This is a genomic window from Ruegeria sp. AL3 (genome assembly GCF_056536065.1).
In genome coordinates this window covers 472,720-489,458 of the sequence record NZ_JBQFJG010000001.1, presented here as the reverse complement: position 1 = coordinate 489,458, position 16,739 = coordinate 472,720, and the positions used below count along the sequence as shown (strand labels likewise).

Here is a 16,739-nt window from a genome sequence, read left to right as displayed (position 1 = left end):
GCTTTTACTCTGGCGTTCCCGGTAAAAGGTGTTTTTCGATCAGCGACCAGGTACCAGACAAGGAAAATCAGAATGACAGCCAGGGTTGTCCATATCGTTTTCCTCATTTCGTCGCACCTTCGACAGCGCCCTCGGCTTCAGGTGAGGTATCAATCCAAACCTTGAACAGCTCATAGAAGACAGCAAAGAGTACCGGCCCCATAAAAACGCCGATCAACCCGTACGCCATCATACCTCCGAGAACACCGATGAGGATGACCAGCATGGGAGTCTCAAGGCCTTTTGAGATGAACACGGGTCTTAGGAAACTGTCCATTATCATGACGGGAACGGCCAATATGGTGAAGATCAAAGCAGTTCCACCGGACATAGAACTCCACGCGTAGATAATAACTGGTATCAGAACCAGTCCGGGCCCGATTTGGATAATTGAGAGTATGAGGCAGATAAATGCCAGCGTGGCGGCCGAAGAAATCCCAAACAATGCCAACAGTATCCAAACGAAAACTGCCTGAATGGCTGCTACGCCAATCACGCCTTTTGTAACGTTTCGGATCGTTGCGCCTGCCAGTGTCACGAATTCACCGCCGCGCGGCGCAAAGACACGGTTGGCAAAGCGCTGAAGACCCTGGACCAAATTTGGCCCGGGGCTGAACAATGCCCCCATAATCAACACGGACAGAGCTAAGCCAAGAAGCCCGATACCAATGCCCAACACCTTTCCGAAGAGCGATTTGGTGATTTCAAGGATTTGCGCGCCGTATTTTGCAAGCGCACCGTCCAGATTCCGTTCAAACATACTCCAGACATCGGCAATCTTGCTTCCGATCAGTGGTAGTTCCTTGATCCCCTCAGGGGCAGGGGGGATTTTCAATTCACCCTTGTCTGCTTGTTCCGCAAACTCGGACCCTAGTTCAGCAGCCCCGGACACCGCAGTTGCGACTGGCCCGAGGGTCAGAACAAGGCCCAACAAAACCAAGATCGTCGTGGCAAGTTTTTTCCGCCCTCCCAGCTTGGACTGGAGCCAATCAAATGCCGGGTAAAGCGCCACACAGAGGATCGTTGCCCAGATAACCACGCTCGCAAGCGGGGCCACCATAACCAGGGCGCTGTAGAGGAATAGTCCAAGAAATAGCAATCGTATCGCTAGATCGACAATCTTCGCATCCTGAGTCTTTTCCATTCCATCCCTCCGTGAACTTTTTTTGAATGTTACACTCAAAAAACCTAATATGTATATTTTTTTAGAATTTAGTGGTCATCTATCAGCTTGAAGACACAAATTAATCCGGGCCACGGCTTGAGATGCCCAGTCAAATCAATGCCTGGGCATGAGTTCGGGTTGGCCAAATTGGGATAATCTACTTGTCCGCTTTTTTGTCGTCTTGGGACAAGATTGTATCCGCCACTGTGGTTGCTGCAGTCACGAAGACACCGAGACCTACAATGATGTATACCATCGTAAAGATCTTCCCTGCCGCGGTTTCGGGTGAGAAGTCACCAAACCCTACGGTCGAAATGGTCACGACAGAAAAGTAGATTGAGTCGAGCCAACTCCAACCTTCGACAAAGTGGTAGAAGGCCGAGGCCCATAAAATCATTCCGACTGTAAAGGCAAGAAGGCCTTTCACTCTACCATCCTTGAAAGCAACGCCAATCCCACGTGTGATTCTAGTTAGCGAATTCATTGTGTCCCCATCGTTTGAATAATTCACATATAACAGTAATTAGATGGATGAGGGAATTGAAGTATTTTAGCCGCCACTAGTTTGGTTGGGCGTCGGGTCGCAGTAATCAAAGCTAATGCAATGTGCCCGTTTACGAATCGTTAAACGCGTTTCAAGCCAGCTATTTTGAAACTGGGTCAGCAGCACATCCTAAATTTAGTCCTTTAACCGTTTCTTAGCCGCCCGACCAATTCCGCAAGAGCAGTCGGCTAAATGGTCAAGGTCATTTAGGGTTCAGCAAAATGAGAAGCCACATATTCCATTAACATGATGCTTTAATGGTCTAGTCTGCCCAAAAAAGGAATCAGAACCTTAGGAGAAAAGCGTGCGGTTCATCACAAAAGGTGTCATGGTTTGTTGCGCTGTCGCGTTCGTCGCGGTTGTTGTGGCATGGCTTTTCCTGTCCTCTGCGTTGTTTTCTTCTGTCAGAGCCACTTTTGTTGAAAACCTGATCTCGAAGAAACTTGGTCAGGACGTGTTAATCGATGATGAAGTGCGTCTAGGCCTTGGTCGGCAACTACATGTATCAGCAGCGGGATTGGTACTACCCGGCGCGATCAGAGCCGAAGCGAATCTGGCAGCAATCGACAAACTTGAGTTCAAAATTTCTGCCCGCGACCTTTGGAACAGAAAATTGTCGCTGAGTGAGCTTTCTCTCTCGGGTGTTCACCTCAACTTGATCACGGACAAAGACGGTGTCGGAAACTGGCAGTCCGCTTCCCAAACGGGCGCTAGAGCCGGGGATCCGGCCAAACCTGCAAACCTGTCTGCGGCTGGAATTCTAACGGACCACAAAATTGACCTGACCGATGTCACCGTTCTTTACCAGAACGATCTAAACGGGCTTGATCTGGATCTGCAGCTTCCTGAACTGAATTTAAAGCGTGATACGGAAACCGACGTTGTGACTGCGGTTGGGGCTGGTGCACTAAACGGAGAGAAGTTCAATCTGAACGCGAGCATTCCTGCGGATGACTCGTTTCAGGTCGCGGTGAACTTCGATCAGATTGCGATTGCCGCCGAGGAAGTCCCTCAAGAGAACGGGCTACAAGTGAATACGACCATAGAGGTTGCCGAACTTGGTCAGCTTCTTGATATCCTGAAACTCAATCGCGTTCTGGAGGGTTCAGGGAGTATTGGTGCAGCTTTCAAATCAGTCGACGGCGTAGCCCGGATTGATAACCTGGCTGTATTGACTGAATTGGATGGTGGGCAAAGCCTTTCGCTGACGGGACAAATCGGAGAGTTGGGAAACCCAGAAGACGTATCCCTGACAACCCGAATTAGGTTGTACCCAGAAGATGCGGAACCAGCCCCAGCCGCCTCGCGGTATGATCTTAAACTTATCGCAGTCGACATGGTTATCGACAGCGTGCCTGGGCAGGTGCCGCAGCGACAAATGGTCATTAAGACCAACGGTTTCACGTTGGACACGTCCGGCGAAGGCCCGCCCCCGATTAAGTTCTCCGAGCTTTCCAGAACACCAGAAGGCGCTTTAAAAGTCGGAAACATCAACCTTAGAATTGGCAACCCAGCCGATCCGTTTATCATTTTGAACGGTTCGGTCGATGACGCGCTTCAGTTGCAAGGCATTTCAGCAGAAGGCCTAGTGGATATACCGGCAAGCAGTTTGATCTCGCCAGAATTGTTGGGACCAGACGACCAGCTTGGCAGGTTTTCCGGTGACTTCCATTTGAACGGCGACATCAATCAGCTTTCGTTGACGAATTTGGATGGAAAGACACGCGATACAGACGTCTGGAACCTTGAGGTGCATGGCACTGTCGAGAATGTACTCAAATTCGAGGACCTGGATTTGGCAATTGATGTCGCAGTTCCATCCGGAGCGGATCTTTTGCAGGCACTATCGCTTGAACGTGTGGAAACCGGGCAGGCTCGCCTTGAAATCAATCTTGTTAGCGAAGGCACTGATTGGAACGCGAGTGCCAATGTTGAGGTCGCCGACTCTATCTTGCAGATTATGGCCGATCTTGATGATGCAACAAGCGACCCGGTGCTGCAGGGTTCCATTGAGAGTGACCTGATAATGATAGATCAGATCCGAACTATCATTCAGGCTGCCGCACAGTTGCGGAAATTAGGCGGCCCAAATCCGGAAGAGAAAGAACCTAAGAAAGAAGACGAGGGCAACCAAGGCGCGTTAAGAGATGTAACGCTTAAACCTATCGGGCGCTCAATTCTCTTGTCCGGCATGGATATGGATGTCGACGTTGACCTTCGGCACATCGAAGGTGCCAAGGGCATCAGCAGTCTGCAGAGCGAAGTGACGCTCAACAAAAACGCGCTTAAGGCAGGACCACTGAAGTTTGAATACGGAGGCGCTCATTTCGACGTCAGTGGGCAAATAGATCTATCGAACGACACACATCTGCTCACGTTGACCGGCAAGGCAGGTGGCTGGCAACTGGATGAAATTCTTCACAGCCTGAACTTCAAAAAGGGCGCAAGCGGTACAATCTATGCAGATTTTTCGGTGACCGGCGGAACCGATTCAGTCAAGCATTTTGCCAATAGCATGAGCGGCAATGCCACAGTTTCTATGCGTGACGGCTCGATCGAGACCCAGCTTTTAGATCTGGCAGGATTGGGGGTGCTACCTTGGGTGTTTACCAAAGAGAAACAGAAGGTTGCTCCAATTGTATGTTTGCGCGCGCCGATTAGTATTTCAAATGGAAGTATTTCGACGAAACAAACCACATTGGAGACAGATCATGTCCAAGTCGTCGTCTTTGGCGGTGTTAATGTGGCGGGCAAGGTTTTGGACCTAAATCTGCAGCCCCGCAAGATTGGCGAACCTCTTTCGAAGAGCCCTTGGCCCGTGACCTTGAAGGGTCCACTAGCAAAGCCGAAGATCAAGGTCAAAGACGGTCCGAAGCGGCTGAAACGATCGGATGGTGCGGACAAAATGCCGGCAAGAAGACAGCTTTGCGTTCCGGACATTTTACAACTGCAGTAGTGGCGGAGGCAGTCGATAAAAGACCATTCTTAAAGTTCAAAAAGAATGGCATCGCTTTCTGAAAGCGATTTTTGCTTTGGGTTTTCTCTCGATATATTCCGCACGTTAGGCGAATAGAGACTCTCGTGGAGTTCAGCGGACATGATGGAAGACCTTTGAGACGCAAATGGAAAAACGTGTGCTCTGTTGAAATGGTAGCTAAAGCGAAATCAATAGCTTAGTGAAGCGTGAGTGGCAAAACTATGTGTCGCCCGACACTTTGAATCCATTGGAAAAATTGGCGGTTTTTACCAGCTACCCGCCAACATACCCACCTACCGATTTGAATGGCTGCACGAAGATTGTGTTTCCAACCATCGCGATTTCTCTCCGCAGCCTTCGATGAATCCGATCAAATAGCGCCCGTGATATGCCCTTGAGTTTCCACGCGATCTTATGGACACAAATCAAGGTTTGGATAAGTACCTGGGTTGATTAAGACTGGCCATTAGGCTCAGAATTCATAGCCAAAAAGATGACGGTAGCCGCCTGTGCGATGGCTGAGAGGAAGACCTTTGGGCACCTGTCGTATCGGGTTGCCACACGTCGCCAATCTTTCAACCTTCCGAACATGATCTCGTATCACTGTCCGACAGTGCATTGCACAGCAATGTCACGAGAGGGGGGTTGCGACTATGTAGCGACGCTTGTCGTACTTCACCGCTTTTTTTGGCTGCTTCCGGCTTGGGATGCACATGCGTATCCCTTTGTCTTTCAACGTTTCCCGGAACCAATCAGCGTCATATCCGCGATCTCCGAGCAGCCATTCGACATCTGGCAGGCTGCTCAACAATGCTCGTGCGCCGATGTAATCACTCATCTGCCCAGGCGTCACAAACATGTTGAGTGGGCGCCCCTCGCTGTCGCGGATGACACGCCGTTTGGTGTTCATGCCGCCCTTGGTTCGGCCCCTCTCGGCAGCATCCTTCGGATGCGCCTGCCAGGCAGTGAATCAGGTGTCCACGCCCCCTTTTTGACGCTCATGCTGGTCGCTGTGCGGTGCGCCTTCAGGTAGGTCGCGTCCACTGCCCGGCAGTCGAAACGCAGTTTCGATGAGAGGGGATCATCACGGTCTTATCTTCTCCGTGCTCAGCGGCCAATCCGGCCATCATCCGCGCAAAGATGCCCTTGTGGCTCCAACGTTTCCAGCGGTTGTAGAGCGTCTTATGCGGGCCGTATTCCTTCGGCGCATCGCGCCAGCGCAAACCATTGCGATTAATGAAGACTATCCCGCTCAACACCCGCCGGTCATCGACGCGGAGTTTACCATGAGACTTTGGCAAGAAGGGCTCAAGACGCGCCATCTGGGCGTCGGTCAGCCAAAACAGATCAGACATGTTCACCGCCCGTTTTTCGAACCGTGAGTCACGCAACCCCGCTGAAATCAATGGGTCCTGACCCTAGCTCGAGATCTCGACCCGACATTCGAGACCACCGAGGGTACTGGAAGCGCCCAAAATCAGATGGGTGTCATAAGCTTTCAGCAAATCGACTGCTATTGTCAGTCCTAGCCCGCTGCCGGTGACCGATGTGTCCAAACGACCGCCGGACCGAAGTGCATCGCGGCGGGCGTCTTCCGGAATCCCGGGGCCGTCGTCTTCGATGCTGATTTCGATGCAACCGGGGTTGCGCTTGGCCGTCAAGCGTACACTTTTCCGGCACCACTTGACTGCGTTGTCCAGCAAGTTGCCCAACACCTCTTCAATATCTTGTGCATCCATGCGTACCCAGAGACCGGGGTCACGCACGATCTGCAGAGATTTGCCTTCGCGATCCGCTATTGTTGCAAACAGCCGTTCCAGCCTGTCGATAGCGTTTGTCAAATCCGTTCTCGAATGGGTTAAGTCCGCGGTATGCAAGGCTCTCAATCTGGCGAGAGATCGGCTCAATTGAGCATCGATCCGGTCCAACGCCTCCCGCGCGGTGCCCGTTGCAACTCCTGCACCGGAAAGCGTTTCCAGTTCGTTCCGCAAAATTGTGGCAGGAGTTTTCAAAGCGTGGGCCAAGTCGGCTGCCTGACGGCGAGATCCTGACACGACCTCACGATTCCGACGCAGAAGTTTGTTCAGGTCTTCAACCAGTGGAGCGACCTCTTCCGGATAATCAGCTGGTCTGAGATCTTCATCCTGATCCCAGCGATGCGCGACATCGGAACGCAATCTTCTTAAAGGCCCAAGTATGATAGTCATCAATAGAAGAGATCCGGCCACCCCTATCAGACCGACAAGGGCAAATACGGGCAATAGGCTTTCTTGTGCGACACGGCGTTCGGCGTCAAGTTGAACCCGACTTTCGGCGACACTTACGCCCCAGACAGAGCCGTCTTCGTACGTGATTTTTTGAAAGGCACTGCGCAGGACCTCACCTTCGGGGCCATTCGTAGTCCACAGCGTTGGCGTATCTGGGTTGCCGGAAGGCTCGGCGATAACTTCGTCAAACAGTGACGCAGACGTAAAGATTTCTCCTTCGTCGTTGCTAACTTGCCAGTATCTACCAGAGTATGGAGAACTGTAAGCCGGATCGAACATCAGATCCCGGAGTGAATCGGGGCTTTGGGTGGTGACGCTCAATCCCACTACAAGCTGTGTGTGGCGGTCCAACAAAGCAGTGTCGAAGCGATCTGATACGCGGTTGTTGATGTAAGAAAAGACGGCAAGTGTACCTAATCCAACAGACACGGCTCCGGATGCAAAGCCTCCTAACAATGCCCGTTGACGCAGTGACAACATCAGGCAGAGTCAATCATATATCCGCGGCCCCGTACCGTTGTGATCAAGTCGGAGCCAAGTTTTTTGCGCAGACGGGTTATGAAGACTGCAATGGTATTGGAATCCCGGTCGCCGTCGTATTCATAGATATGTTCAGAAAGCTCGGTTCTTGAAATCATGCGCCCGGCATTGAGGGCCAGATAGGTAAACACAGCGATTTCCTGAGCCGTTAGATCGATCGGAACGCCATCAACCGTCACTCGCCCGTTGCGCGTATCCAGAACGACGTTACCCATCTCGATCACCGGGTTCAACTGGCCACTTTGCCGCCGCAAAATGGCGCGGACCCGGGCCGCCAGTTCTGGCATGTGGAACGGTTTGGTCATGTAGTCGTCCGCACCGGCATCAAGCCCGTCGACACGCTCACTCCAGCCATCGCGGGCGGTAAGTATCAGAACCGGGGTTTGCACGCCCGAACCACGCCACTCGCGCAGCACCGAGATACCGTCCCGTTCCGGCAGGCCGATATCCAGAATGATAACGTCGTACGGTTCGGTCGCGCCCAGATGTAACGCGTCGAGACCGTTGTTTACCACATCCACTACGCGACCTTCGGCATTCAACAGCTTTTTGATCTGATCGCAAAGGTGCGGTTCATCTTCTGCAAGCAAAACTCTCATGCACCAGCACTATATGCGCGTGTCTCGAAGTTTAAACATCATCTTTTTCCGCCGCTGTTTCCCCCGCCATTACCGCCGGAGTTTCCACCACCGTTGCCGCCGCTGTTTCCCCCGCCATTGCCGCCGGAGTTTCCACCACCGTTGCCGCCGCTGTTTCCCCCGCCATTGCCGCCGGAGTTTCCACCACCGTTGCCACCGCCATTACCGCCGGAGTTTCCGCCACCGTTGCCGCCGCTGTTTCCCCCGCCGTTACCGCCGGAGTTTCCGCCACCGTTACCACCGCTGTTACCGTTGCCGCCACGGTTTCCATTGATGCCATTGTTCGCCGACTTCCCTTGCGATGCAGCAGCAGGATTGCCTGGCGCTGTCTTGGCAGCTTCAGTTACCTGCCGCCCAACACTTGACCGATTGGGTACAACAACACCAGTTTTTGCATTGACGATAACGCTGATTATCTTTCCATTCGGCTTTTTGACCAGAATTCGATAATAGACTTCATCTGTCTGAAAGGCACGCGCATTAACTGGGGTGCCGCCAAAAACTCGCTCTACACCCTTGATAACCTTTTTAAGCCGAATGGCTTGTCCCGAACTTGTCGCCTTGCGTAACTCCGCCTGCTTCAGTTCGCGGGCAGCCGCATCGCTTTCTCCGGGCTGGAGAACCGCGAAAAGGCAGGCAAGGATCAAAAGCTTTTTCATCTTCGGTACTTTTTACGGCGCTGACGCCCGATCAACCTAACGAAGGTTACATGAACCGTTGATGAACGACCAGTTTCCCGTGGGTTCAACATCAATGGGGTTAGATGACAAAAACTAGGACAAGAACCCGGCAAGGACATACGGCCTGTCGGAATCAAGTTTGTAATAGCGCTGACGACAGAAACTCAAAATTGAACAACGAGAAACGCCATGAAAAACACAATGACCGGATTGTTGAAAACCTCAGCTGTTGCCATCGCCCTGATGAGTTCCGCCGCGCTCGTTGGGGCGGTCGCCTTTCCTGATTCTGCCTACGCGAAAGGCGGCAACGGAAAAGGCGGCGGCAACGGCGGAGGAAACAGCGGCGGCAACGGTGGCGGCAACGGAGGTGGTAACGGAGGCGGTAACGGTGGCGGTCACGGCGGAGGGAACTCTGGCGGCAATGGCGGTGGGAACGGAAATGGCCATGGTAGCGGAAATGACGGAGCCGGAAACAGTAGTGGCAAAGGTTTAGGAAAGGGCGCATCCAAAAATGCAGGAAAGTCTGCAACTGGCAAGACAAGTAACAAAGCAACTGGAATCTCAGGATCGCGATCCCAATCTTCAAAAGGGAAAAAATTCTCTTTGAAAGAGATATTTGGTGGCAGGAAGTCCAAGGCCAATAAACCCAAATCCAAAGCAACGAAAACCGCGCGAACAATCACGTCATCGCCTACGGTCACCAGTTCAGTGCGCCCGGAAAAGCGTCCGACAGGACACAAAATGGCTTCGTTACTTGGGGCTCATCCGTCAGAGTTGGGCGCGTTGAACGCAGCAAATGCGAGTGAGACGGCCCTACTGAACGCCGCACCCAACTCACGAGTCGGCCGAATTGCTACTTATCGTGAAACGGTATTGGCTGGCGATGATCTGCGGGCGGCGCTGGAGGAGCAGCAGGATCTTCTGGACGGGATGACGCCGCCAGATCGTTCTGTTTCTGAAATCGAACAGGATCTTGAAGCGGCACAAACTGATGTTCAGGAAAAGCAGGATCGTGTGACCGAACTTGAAGAGGCGCTGGAAGACGCTGGTGGCACCGACCCAGACATCGAGGCAGCGCTTGAGGAAGCAAACAACGATCTACAGGACGCCATCGACACGGCTGAAAGTTTGGAAACCGAGAAACAGGATGCTGTCGAATATGAAGAAGCGGTTGCTGAGGTCGAGGACTTGACTGAGGCTGTTGAAGATCAAGGGCTGACTGAACGCGAAGCACTGGAAAACGCGGCAAACAAGCCCGTTACAGACGAGGTTGAGGCGGCAGTAAAATCACTGCTTGGGTTAGATGGCTAACAGTATTGGCTTGTTATTCTGCAAGCCGATGGTGGCCGGGTCGACCATGTCTTTACCACGAGCATGGCCGGCCCGGCGTCGTGTCGACACCACCTGACTAGATGGATGGAGATACGCTTTTAGCGTCGTGAACGCATTGAGGTTTCTCAAAAATAGACCCGCTCCGATACGGAGCGGGCTTTGCAGTATCCTGATTTGGTCGCCGTAACCTGGAAGCGTGATGGCTTGTAATCGTCGTTTCAGGCGTCCTTGTTTGTCTCATCCAGTCGCTTGTTGTTAATGATGTCAGTTAGTGCATTCTCGATAGGAGGGAAGCGATTGGTGCTCGAATTTTCGGCGTTGGAACGCGCGCCGTGAACGGCGACATTTGAGGACTGCATAGTTGCAGGAACACAAGGCTCAACCCCAATGGCAGACTTGATCATTCTTTTCCCCTTCGACAAAGACGGGCTTTTTAAGATAGCCCTGCGGGGAGTAGTATGAGCTAAACACTTTGAACACTCAGAGAATACATTGTTCACGTTCGGTTAATGTTGTCGCCCCGGTGTGAACAAAAGGTTGGGGGTAATCTTGCTGCTTGGAATAACCCGCCAATCAGGCGAACCCATCCAGCAGTGGCATTATTTGAGCAGGACGGTTCAAATAATGCTGTTGTTTTTAATCGGTATTGCGCTTCTTAGCTGGTACCGTTGTTCTGGATTCATGGAAACCGCCTTGCCAGCGGTGACATGTTTATTCGAGATGCTGCGGTATTTTATGTGGTACTCTTAGATTCAGATTATTAAAAATCTAATAAAAACATAAAATTATGATATAAATTCGAAGACTCCTCGGTCCGCCACTGGTTTCCTCTCGCCCAACGACTGGCGGCGACTTGCTGCGCCCAAATTCGCAAGGCGCTGTTCTGCCTGTTCCTAAGCAAGTCCGGTGGCCAATCTTTGCAGGGCCGTCTCATTTTGATCTTTGTCAAGGTTGAACGCGGGCCGCCGAGATACAGTCACCAATGTATCAGGAGGTCTTGCATGGAAAGACTGGTCGAAATTGGGCGGACATTTGTTCAGGCGATGCATGATCGCAATGGCTTGGCAAGTGTTGACGAGATGTACGCGGAAAACGCTCAGTCCATAGAGGCGGTTGTGCCTCCGGTGCGGCAATTTCGGATTACAAAGGGTCGCGACGCCATCAAGGCAAAGCGGGAAGATTGGCTGAAAACGCATGAAATCCAAACGCTTACGGCAGATGGCCCTTTTGTTCATCCGCCCAATCGCTTTGGGGTGCGTTTCAATGCCGAGGTCGTGCAGAAAGACACCGGACAACGAATGAACCTTAGCGAAATTGCCATTTATTCAGTTGAGGATGGCAAGATTGTATTGGAAGAGTTCTTTATGTTGCCAAAATAGCGAACGGTACCTGGCAACACGGCTTCCCAAGCGCTCGCTGCCATTTCAGGAAGCCTCGCCAGGTCCGGCGCTGCAATCAAGTACGTCCAATCAAAATGGGCGGTTGACTGGTCGGTCCGGGGCCTGGTGGGCAGATGGAATTAGGTTTGCAGCATTTTAGCACTCTGCCCGGATCGGAGAACCTAGATGACCGAACTCTCACTTGACAAGCTGTCTGCCGAGGTCGGGGTTTGTGCGGCAGATACCGACGAGAATGCCCCGCCACACCCCTATGAGAAACTTGACCGCGCAACGCGCGCGGCCCTTGCCCGTGCCACCGCCGGTGTTTCCCCGCATTCGATAATGGCCACCTGGATCGATTGGGCCCTGCACCTGGGTCGTTCCCCCGGACGCCAGCTTGAACTGACAGAACGCGCGGCACGTGATGCGGCCAAACTCTGGGTCTATGCCAGCGAGATGGCGACCGGCGCGAAGGCCACTCCGCCTTTTCAGCCATGTAAGCAGGATCACCGTTTCAATGCGCCCGGCTGGCAGCAGGTGCCATTTTCCCTATGGCAGCAGGCTTTTCTGAGCGCGCAGGATTGGTGGCAGGCCGCAACGGACGAAATGCCCGGCATCGCCCCCCGCGACGCCGAACGCGGGCAATTTCAGGTTCGTCAGGCGCTTGATCTTGTCTCTCCTTCGAACTTCCCGTGGTCAAACCCGGAAATCATCAATCGCACCTTTCAGACCGGCGGTCGCAATTTGATAGAGGGCGCCGCTCACTTTCTTGAGGATGTTGCCCATACCATAACGCAACAGCACGAACCTGCCCCTGAGGGTTATGAAATCGGTAAAGACATTGCCGCGACCCCCGGCAGGGTTGTTTATCGCAACGCGCTGTTCGAGCTGATTCAATACACACCAAGCACCAAGCGCGTGCAGGCGGAACCGATCCTTTTCGTGCCTGCATGGATCATGAAATATTATGTGCTCGATCTGTCCCCGGAAAACTCCATGGTGCGGCATCTGGTCGAGCAGGGCTTTACCGTGTTCATGATTTCCTGGGTCAACCCCACCGCTGATCAGGCTGATCTCAGCCTCGAGGATTATCGCCTGAACGGTGTCATGGCCGCGATCGAGGCCATCGAGAAAATCGTTCCGGGCCAAAAGATCCACGCCAATGGGTATTGCCTTGGCGGCACACTTCTGGCGGTTGCTGCCGCGGTGATGCAACGCGATGGCGATGACAGGCTTGCAAGCGTTACGCTGATGGCGGCGCAGGTTGATTTTGCCGAAGCCGGTGAGCTTTTGCTGTTTATCGATGACAGCCAGGTCGCTTTTGTAGAAGACCTGATGTGGTTGCAGGGCTATCTTGACCGCCCTCAGATGACGCGAACTTTTACGACAATCCGCGCCGAGGATCTGATCTATGCCCGGGCTGTCCGTCGCTATTTTCTGGGTGAAGACGACCTGCCTACGGAGCTGACCGTCTGGAACAATGACACGACCCGGATGCCGGCGCGAATGCATTCCGAATATTTGCGCGGTCTGTTCCTGGAAAACCGGCTGAGCGCTGGGCGCTTTTCTGTCGAAGGTCGGGTCGTTGCGCTCAAGGATATACGCGTACCCATGTTTGTGGTCGGAACGGAATCCGACCATATTGCCCCGTGGCGATCAGTGTACAAAATTCGGCTGTTTACCGACGGAGACCTCACCTTCGTGCTGACCAACGGTGGTCACAATGGCGGCATCCTGAGCGAGCCGGGGCACAAGCACCGCCACTATCGGTTGGGCCACAGGCCGGCGGACGCGCTGTATACCTCGCCGGATGATTGGTTCGAGTCGGCCGAAGTAAAGCAAGGTTCCTGGTGGCCTGCGATGGTGGATTGGATCAAAGACCGTTCATCGGGCGAAACCGCGCCGCCGCCGATGGGCGGAAAGCGAAGGGGGGCTGAAAACCTGCCCAAAGCGCCGGGCAGCTACATTCTTCAGGCCTGAAACCGGCGGCGAAGGTCAGACCCGTCAGTGCCCGGTCGATCTCCTTTGGACATCCTGCGCAAGCCCTTCAGGTGAAGTTGAGATTTTGGTCGCTCGGTTGGATCTGGGACTTTGCGATGGATCAAGCCTTGCTGCGGCGCAGGTGTGTTATCGTGCAGGTCGTCGAAACCCTGTGCCACATTTGCGGGTTAGTCGAACGCCAAGCCCGCAATATGCAACGAAAAGAGGCAATACACAGATGATTTCGGGCGGATGTATCTGGAGAGTTGGACCATGACACGCGCAATGGTTTTGAACGAGCCCGGCCGCGCGCTGAGACTGGAAGACATCGAACTTCCGACGCCGGGCCCTCATGACATCGAAATCCAGATCGAGGCTTGTGGTGTTTGCCGAACGGATCTTCACATCGTCGATGGTGACCTCGAACATCCTGAACTTCCACTGGTTCCGGGCCACGAAATCGTTGGGCGGATCATGCGAAAGGGGGATGCCGTTACAGGGCTGGATGCCGGTCAGCGCGTGGGTGTGCCATGGCTTGGATCCACATGTGGGAAATGTCCGTATTGCCATCGCGCACAGGAAAACCTGTGTGACGCGCCGGTGTTCACGGGATACACGCGAAACGGAGGATTTGCCGAAGCCTGCCTTGCGGATGCACGGTATGTTTTTGCCCTGCCAGAGATTGCCGATCCGGTTGCACTGGCGCCGTTGTTATGTGCCGGGCTTATCGGGTTTCGCTGTCTGCGAATGGCCCAGGATGCCAAGGAAATCGGCTTTTATGGCTTCGGAGCTGCCGCGCATATCCTTGCACAACTGGCCGTCTGGCAGGGCCGGAATGTATATGCGCTGTCCCGGCCCGGCGATATCGAGGCACAGGAGTTTGCGCGTGATCTTGGTGCGGTTTGGTCTGGTGGGTCTGACGAGCGACCACCGGTGGAACTGGATGCTGCAATCATATTCGCACCTGTCGGGGCCCTTGTGCCCAAAGCGCTGCAAGCTGTCCGCAAGGGCGGCCGCGTGGTTTGCGGCGGAATTCACATGAGCGACATTCCGTCCTTTCCCTACAGCGATCTTTGGGGGGAACGCCAAATCCTGTCTGTCGCAAACCTGACGCGCCAGGATGGTGAGGCGTTTTTTGCAATGGCCCAAGCCGCTGGCATCCGGACACGGACCCAAAGATATTCACTGAAGGACGCCAACACAGCCCTCGCGGATCTGAGCGCCGGACGATTGCAAGGGGCAGCGGTATTGGTTCCCTGACCAATGGTCTGTCGCGCTCTGCACCGGCTTGACAAGTCACAGCGGACGTCAGCATCCGAAATTAGGGTGGTGGCTTAGGCAAACGGATCCTGATCGTGGAATGGACGAAACACCGGAACACGAAAGACCGCTCAGCGTACTGGGATGTCGCCCACGCGTGCAGGATATGATCATACCGGCGGACTCGTGGACGATCATGCGCCAACAATCAAACTGGACCGTCAGATGAGCGAAGAGCTTGTTTCCATTCAGTGTGTTGAAAATGCTGGTTTTGTATTGCAAATCGGCTTTTGGTGCCGCAGAGAACGAATATTGGTGTCATGCCTGACAACCGTGTCATTGATATTTACATTTAAATATATGAAAAATATGTTTTTAAATTAAATCAAACAAAAAAGTTTTTCAAACGATCTTGGTTTTCGTCAAGACGTTTACAAAATTTTGTTTCAAATCCAGTAATTTGTTGTGAAATTTTCCACCGCCTTTCCATTATTGAAATGCACATAAGTGCGCTTTCGTCTGCTGGAAGAGGAGCCAGACGACGAGAGAAAGGGAAATGGGAGGAATTAATGACCAATAAATCTGTCACACGCCGCGGCGTGTTGAAGTCTGGTGCCGTTGCAGGCACCGGTCTGGCCCTGCCTACGATCTTCACGGCTTCGTCGGCGGCCGCTTACACCAACGAACCAACCGGAGGGTCCGTGACCCTGGGCTTCAATGTTCCCCAGACCGGGCCGTATGCGGAAGAGGGCAATGACGAGCTGCTGGCGCAACAGCTGGCGGTGGAACACCTGAACGGAGAGGGTGACGGCGGTTGCCTGAACACCTTCACGTCGAAGGCGCTGAAGGGTAATGGCATCCTCGGCAAGAAGGTCGAGTTCGTCACAGGTGACACCCAGACCAAGTCGGACGCCGCGCGTGCATCAGCAAAGTCGATGATCGAAAAAGACGGTGCGATCATGATCAACGGCGGGTCGTCCTCGGGCGTGGCCGTTGCGGTTCAGGGCCTGTGTCAAGAAGCAGGTGTGATCTTTATGGCAGGTCTGACCCATGCCAACGACACCACCGGCAAGGACAAGAAGGCCAATGGTTTCCGCCATTTCTTCAACGCCTACATGTCGGGCGCTGCGCTTGCGCCGGTGCTGGCTGCCGAGATGGGCAACGACCGCCGCGCCTATCACCTGACGGCGGACTACAACTGGGGCTGGACCCAGGAAGAGTCGATCGTCGCCTCAACCGAAGCCCTGGGATGGGAAACGGTCAACACCGTCAAAACGCCGCTCGCGTCAACAGACTTCTCGTCCTACATCACTCCGGTTCTGAACTCGGGCGCGGATGTTCTGGTTCTGAACCACTATGGCGGCAATATGGTGAATTCGCTGACCAACGCGATTCAGTTCGGCCTGCTCGACAAAGTTGCCAACGGCAAGGACTTCAAGATCGTCGTGCCGCTGTATTCGGAGCTGATGGCCGCCGGTGCGGGCGAGAACATCAAGGGCGTGCTGGGTTCAATGAACTGGAACTGGCAGTTGCAGGATGAAGGCACAAAAGCCTTCGTGAAATCCTTCGGCGAGAAATACGGCAAGCCGCCGTCCAACTCGGCCCAGACCTGCTATGCTCAGGTTCTGCTGTACGCGGATGCGTGCGAGCGCGCCGGCACCTTCAACCCATGCGGCGTCGTCGAGGCCCTGGAAGGCTTCGAGTTCGACGGGCTGGGTAACGGTCCGACCCTGTACCGCGCCGATGACCACCAGTGCTTCAAAGACGTGCTGGTCGTGCGTGGCAACATGAACCCGACCAACGCCTATGACACGCTGGAGATCGTCGAGATCACCCCACGCGCGCAGGTCGAATACGATCCGGAGCATCCGATGTTTGCCGGTGGCGCACTGGGTGAGTGTAACCCGGGCGCATAAGACCGCGTATCAAAGTCTGGCT

Annotated in this window: 13 protein-coding genes and 1 pseudogene; 7 read left to right on the top strand and 7 right to left on the bottom strand. The window is 53.7% G+C overall.

Annotation, left to right across the window (positions count from 1 at the left end; all coding sequences use genetic code 11):
* Nucleotides 1-103: 103 nt before the first annotated feature.
* Both ACR3E6_RS02460 and ACR3E6_RS02455 read right to left on the bottom strand, forming a co-directional pair.
* The gene (locus tag ACR3E6_RS02460; RefSeq protein ID WP_480485647.1) at nt 104-1,183 is read right to left on the bottom strand and encodes an AI-2E family transporter; all 1,080 of its coding nucleotides are present in this window, start codon (nt 1,181-1,183) and stop codon (nt 104-106) included.
* A gap of 178 nt (nt 1,184-1,361) precedes the next feature.
* Nucleotides 1,362-1,631, bottom strand: coding sequence for a potassium channel family protein (locus ACR3E6_RS02455; protein ID WP_348539562.1), 270 nt, complete (start codon nt 1,629-1,631; stop codon nt 1,362-1,364).
* 421 nt (nt 1,632-2,052) lie between these two features.
* Here ACR3E6_RS02455 and ACR3E6_RS02450 point away from each other — a divergent pair, with 421 nt between their 5' ends.
* Nucleotides 2,053-4,704 (top strand): AsmA family protein, encoded by a 2,652-nt coding sequence (locus ACR3E6_RS02450; RefSeq protein ID WP_480485644.1) that lies wholly within the window; start codon nt 2,053-2,055, stop codon nt 4,702-4,704.
* 474 nt (nt 4,705-5,178) lie between these two features.
* Here ACR3E6_RS02450 and ACR3E6_RS02445 read toward each other — a convergent pair.
* From ACR3E6_RS02445 to ACR3E6_RS02430, 4 genes and pseudogenes are all read right to left on the bottom strand, one after another.
* Nucleotides 5,179-6,080: pseudogene (locus ACR3E6_RS02445) on the bottom strand (IS5 family transposase).
* A gap of 63 nt (nt 6,081-6,143) precedes the next feature.
* The gene (locus ACR3E6_RS02440) at nt 6,144-7,472 is read right to left on the bottom strand and encodes a sensor histidine kinase (RefSeq protein WP_480485642.1); all 1,329 of its coding nucleotides are present in this window, start codon (nt 7,470-7,472) and stop codon (nt 6,144-6,146) included.
* Nucleotides 7,472-8,131, bottom strand: coding sequence for a response regulator transcription factor (locus ACR3E6_RS02435; RefSeq protein WP_171634612.1), 660 nt, complete (start codon nt 8,129-8,131; stop codon nt 7,472-7,474). Before ACR3E6_RS02435 ends, ACR3E6_RS02440 begins: the two co-directional genes overlap by 1 nt.
* Nucleotides 8,132-8,169: 38 nt before the next feature.
* On the bottom strand, nt 8,170-8,829 hold the full coding sequence (locus ACR3E6_RS02430; protein ID WP_209832230.1) for a hypothetical protein: 660 nt from the start codon (nt 8,827-8,829) through the stop codon (nt 8,170-8,172).
* Between the two features lie 210 nt (nt 8,830-9,039).
* On the opposite strand from ACR3E6_RS02430, the gene ACR3E6_RS02425 reads away from it, so the two are divergent.
* A complete protein-coding gene (locus ACR3E6_RS02425; protein ID WP_171634068.1) occupies nt 9,040-10,161 on the top strand; it encodes a hypothetical protein in 1,122 nt (373 codons plus the stop codon).
* Between the two features lie 239 nt (nt 10,162-10,400).
* Here the strand turns inward: ACR3E6_RS02425 and ACR3E6_RS02420 are convergent, their stop codons facing one another.
* Nucleotides 10,401-10,586 (bottom strand): hypothetical protein, encoded by a 186-nt coding sequence (locus ACR3E6_RS02420; RefSeq protein WP_171634610.1) that lies wholly within the window; start codon nt 10,584-10,586, stop codon nt 10,401-10,403.
* A 597-nt stretch (nt 10,587-11,183) separates the two neighbouring features.
* On the opposite strand from ACR3E6_RS02420, the gene ACR3E6_RS02415 reads away from it, so the two are divergent.
* The 5 genes from ACR3E6_RS02415 to ACR3E6_RS02395 all read left to right on the top strand — a co-directional run bounded on the left by ACR3E6_RS02415 (nt 11,184) and on the right by ACR3E6_RS02395 (nt 16,717).
* The gene (locus ACR3E6_RS02415; RefSeq protein WP_171638876.1) at nt 11,184-11,561 is read left to right on the top strand and encodes a nuclear transport factor 2 family protein; all 378 of its coding nucleotides are present in this window, start codon (nt 11,184-11,186) and stop codon (nt 11,559-11,561) included.
* Nucleotides 11,562-11,747: 186 nt separating this feature from the next.
* Nucleotides 11,748-13,541: a PHA/PHB synthase family protein gene (locus tag ACR3E6_RS02410; RefSeq protein ID WP_480485640.1), complete on the top strand. Its 1,794-nt coding sequence runs from the start codon at nt 11,748-11,750 to the stop codon at nt 13,539-13,541.
* A 273-nt stretch (nt 13,542-13,814) separates the two neighbouring features.
* Nucleotides 13,815-14,801 (top strand): zinc-dependent alcohol dehydrogenase family protein, encoded by a 987-nt coding sequence (locus ACR3E6_RS02405; RefSeq protein WP_480485638.1) that lies wholly within the window; start codon nt 13,815-13,817, stop codon nt 14,799-14,801.
* 144 nt (nt 14,802-14,945) lie between these two features.
* The gene (locus ACR3E6_RS02400; RefSeq protein ID WP_480485636.1) at nt 14,946-15,185 is read left to right on the top strand and encodes a hypothetical protein; all 240 of its coding nucleotides are present in this window, start codon (nt 14,946-14,948) and stop codon (nt 15,183-15,185) included.
* A gap of 185 nt (nt 15,186-15,370) precedes the next feature.
* Nucleotides 15,371-16,717, top strand: a complete 1,347-nt coding sequence (locus ACR3E6_RS02395; RefSeq protein ID WP_171634601.1) for a substrate-binding protein — start codon at nt 15,371-15,373, stop codon at nt 16,715-16,717.
* Nucleotides 16,718-16,739 lie beyond the last annotated feature (22 nt).

Coding starts and splice junctions, on each gene's coding strand:
- ACR3E6_RS02420 (WP_171634610.1), bottom strand. CDS start 10,586: ATGATCAAGTCTGCCATTGGGGTTGAGCCTTGTGTTCCTGCAACTATG.
- ACR3E6_RS02410 (WP_480485640.1), top strand. CDS start 11,748: ATGACCGAACTCTCACTTGACAAGCTGTCTGCCGAGGTCGGGGTTTGT.
- ACR3E6_RS02430 (WP_209832230.1), bottom strand. CDS start 8,829: ATGAAAAAGCTTTTGATCCTTGCCTGCCTTTTCGCGGTTCTCCAGCCC.
- ACR3E6_RS02405 (WP_480485638.1), top strand. CDS start 13,815: ATGACACGCGCAATGGTTTTGAACGAGCCCGGCCGCGCGCTGAGACTG.
- ACR3E6_RS02415 (WP_171638876.1), top strand. CDS start 11,184: ATGGAAAGACTGGTCGAAATTGGGCGGACATTTGTTCAGGCGATGCAT.
- ACR3E6_RS02435 (WP_171634612.1), bottom strand. CDS start 8,131: ATGAGAGTTTTGCTTGCAGAAGATGAACCGCACCTTTGCGATCAGATC.
- ACR3E6_RS02460 (WP_480485647.1), bottom strand. CDS start 1,183: ATGGAAAAGACTCAGGATGCGAAGATTGTCGATCTAGCGATACGATTG.
- ACR3E6_RS02425 (WP_171634068.1), top strand. CDS start 9,040: ATGAAAAACACAATGACCGGATTGTTGAAAACCTCAGCTGTTGCCATC.
- ACR3E6_RS02395 (WP_171634601.1), top strand. CDS start 15,371: ATGACCAATAAATCTGTCACACGCCGCGGCGTGTTGAAGTCTGGTGCC.
- ACR3E6_RS02400 (WP_480485636.1), top strand. CDS start 14,946: ATGTCGCCCACGCGTGCAGGATATGATCATACCGGCGGACTCGTGGAC.
- ACR3E6_RS02440 (WP_480485642.1), bottom strand. CDS start 7,472: ATGTTGTCACTGCGTCAACGGGCATTGTTAGGAGGCTTTGCATCCGGA.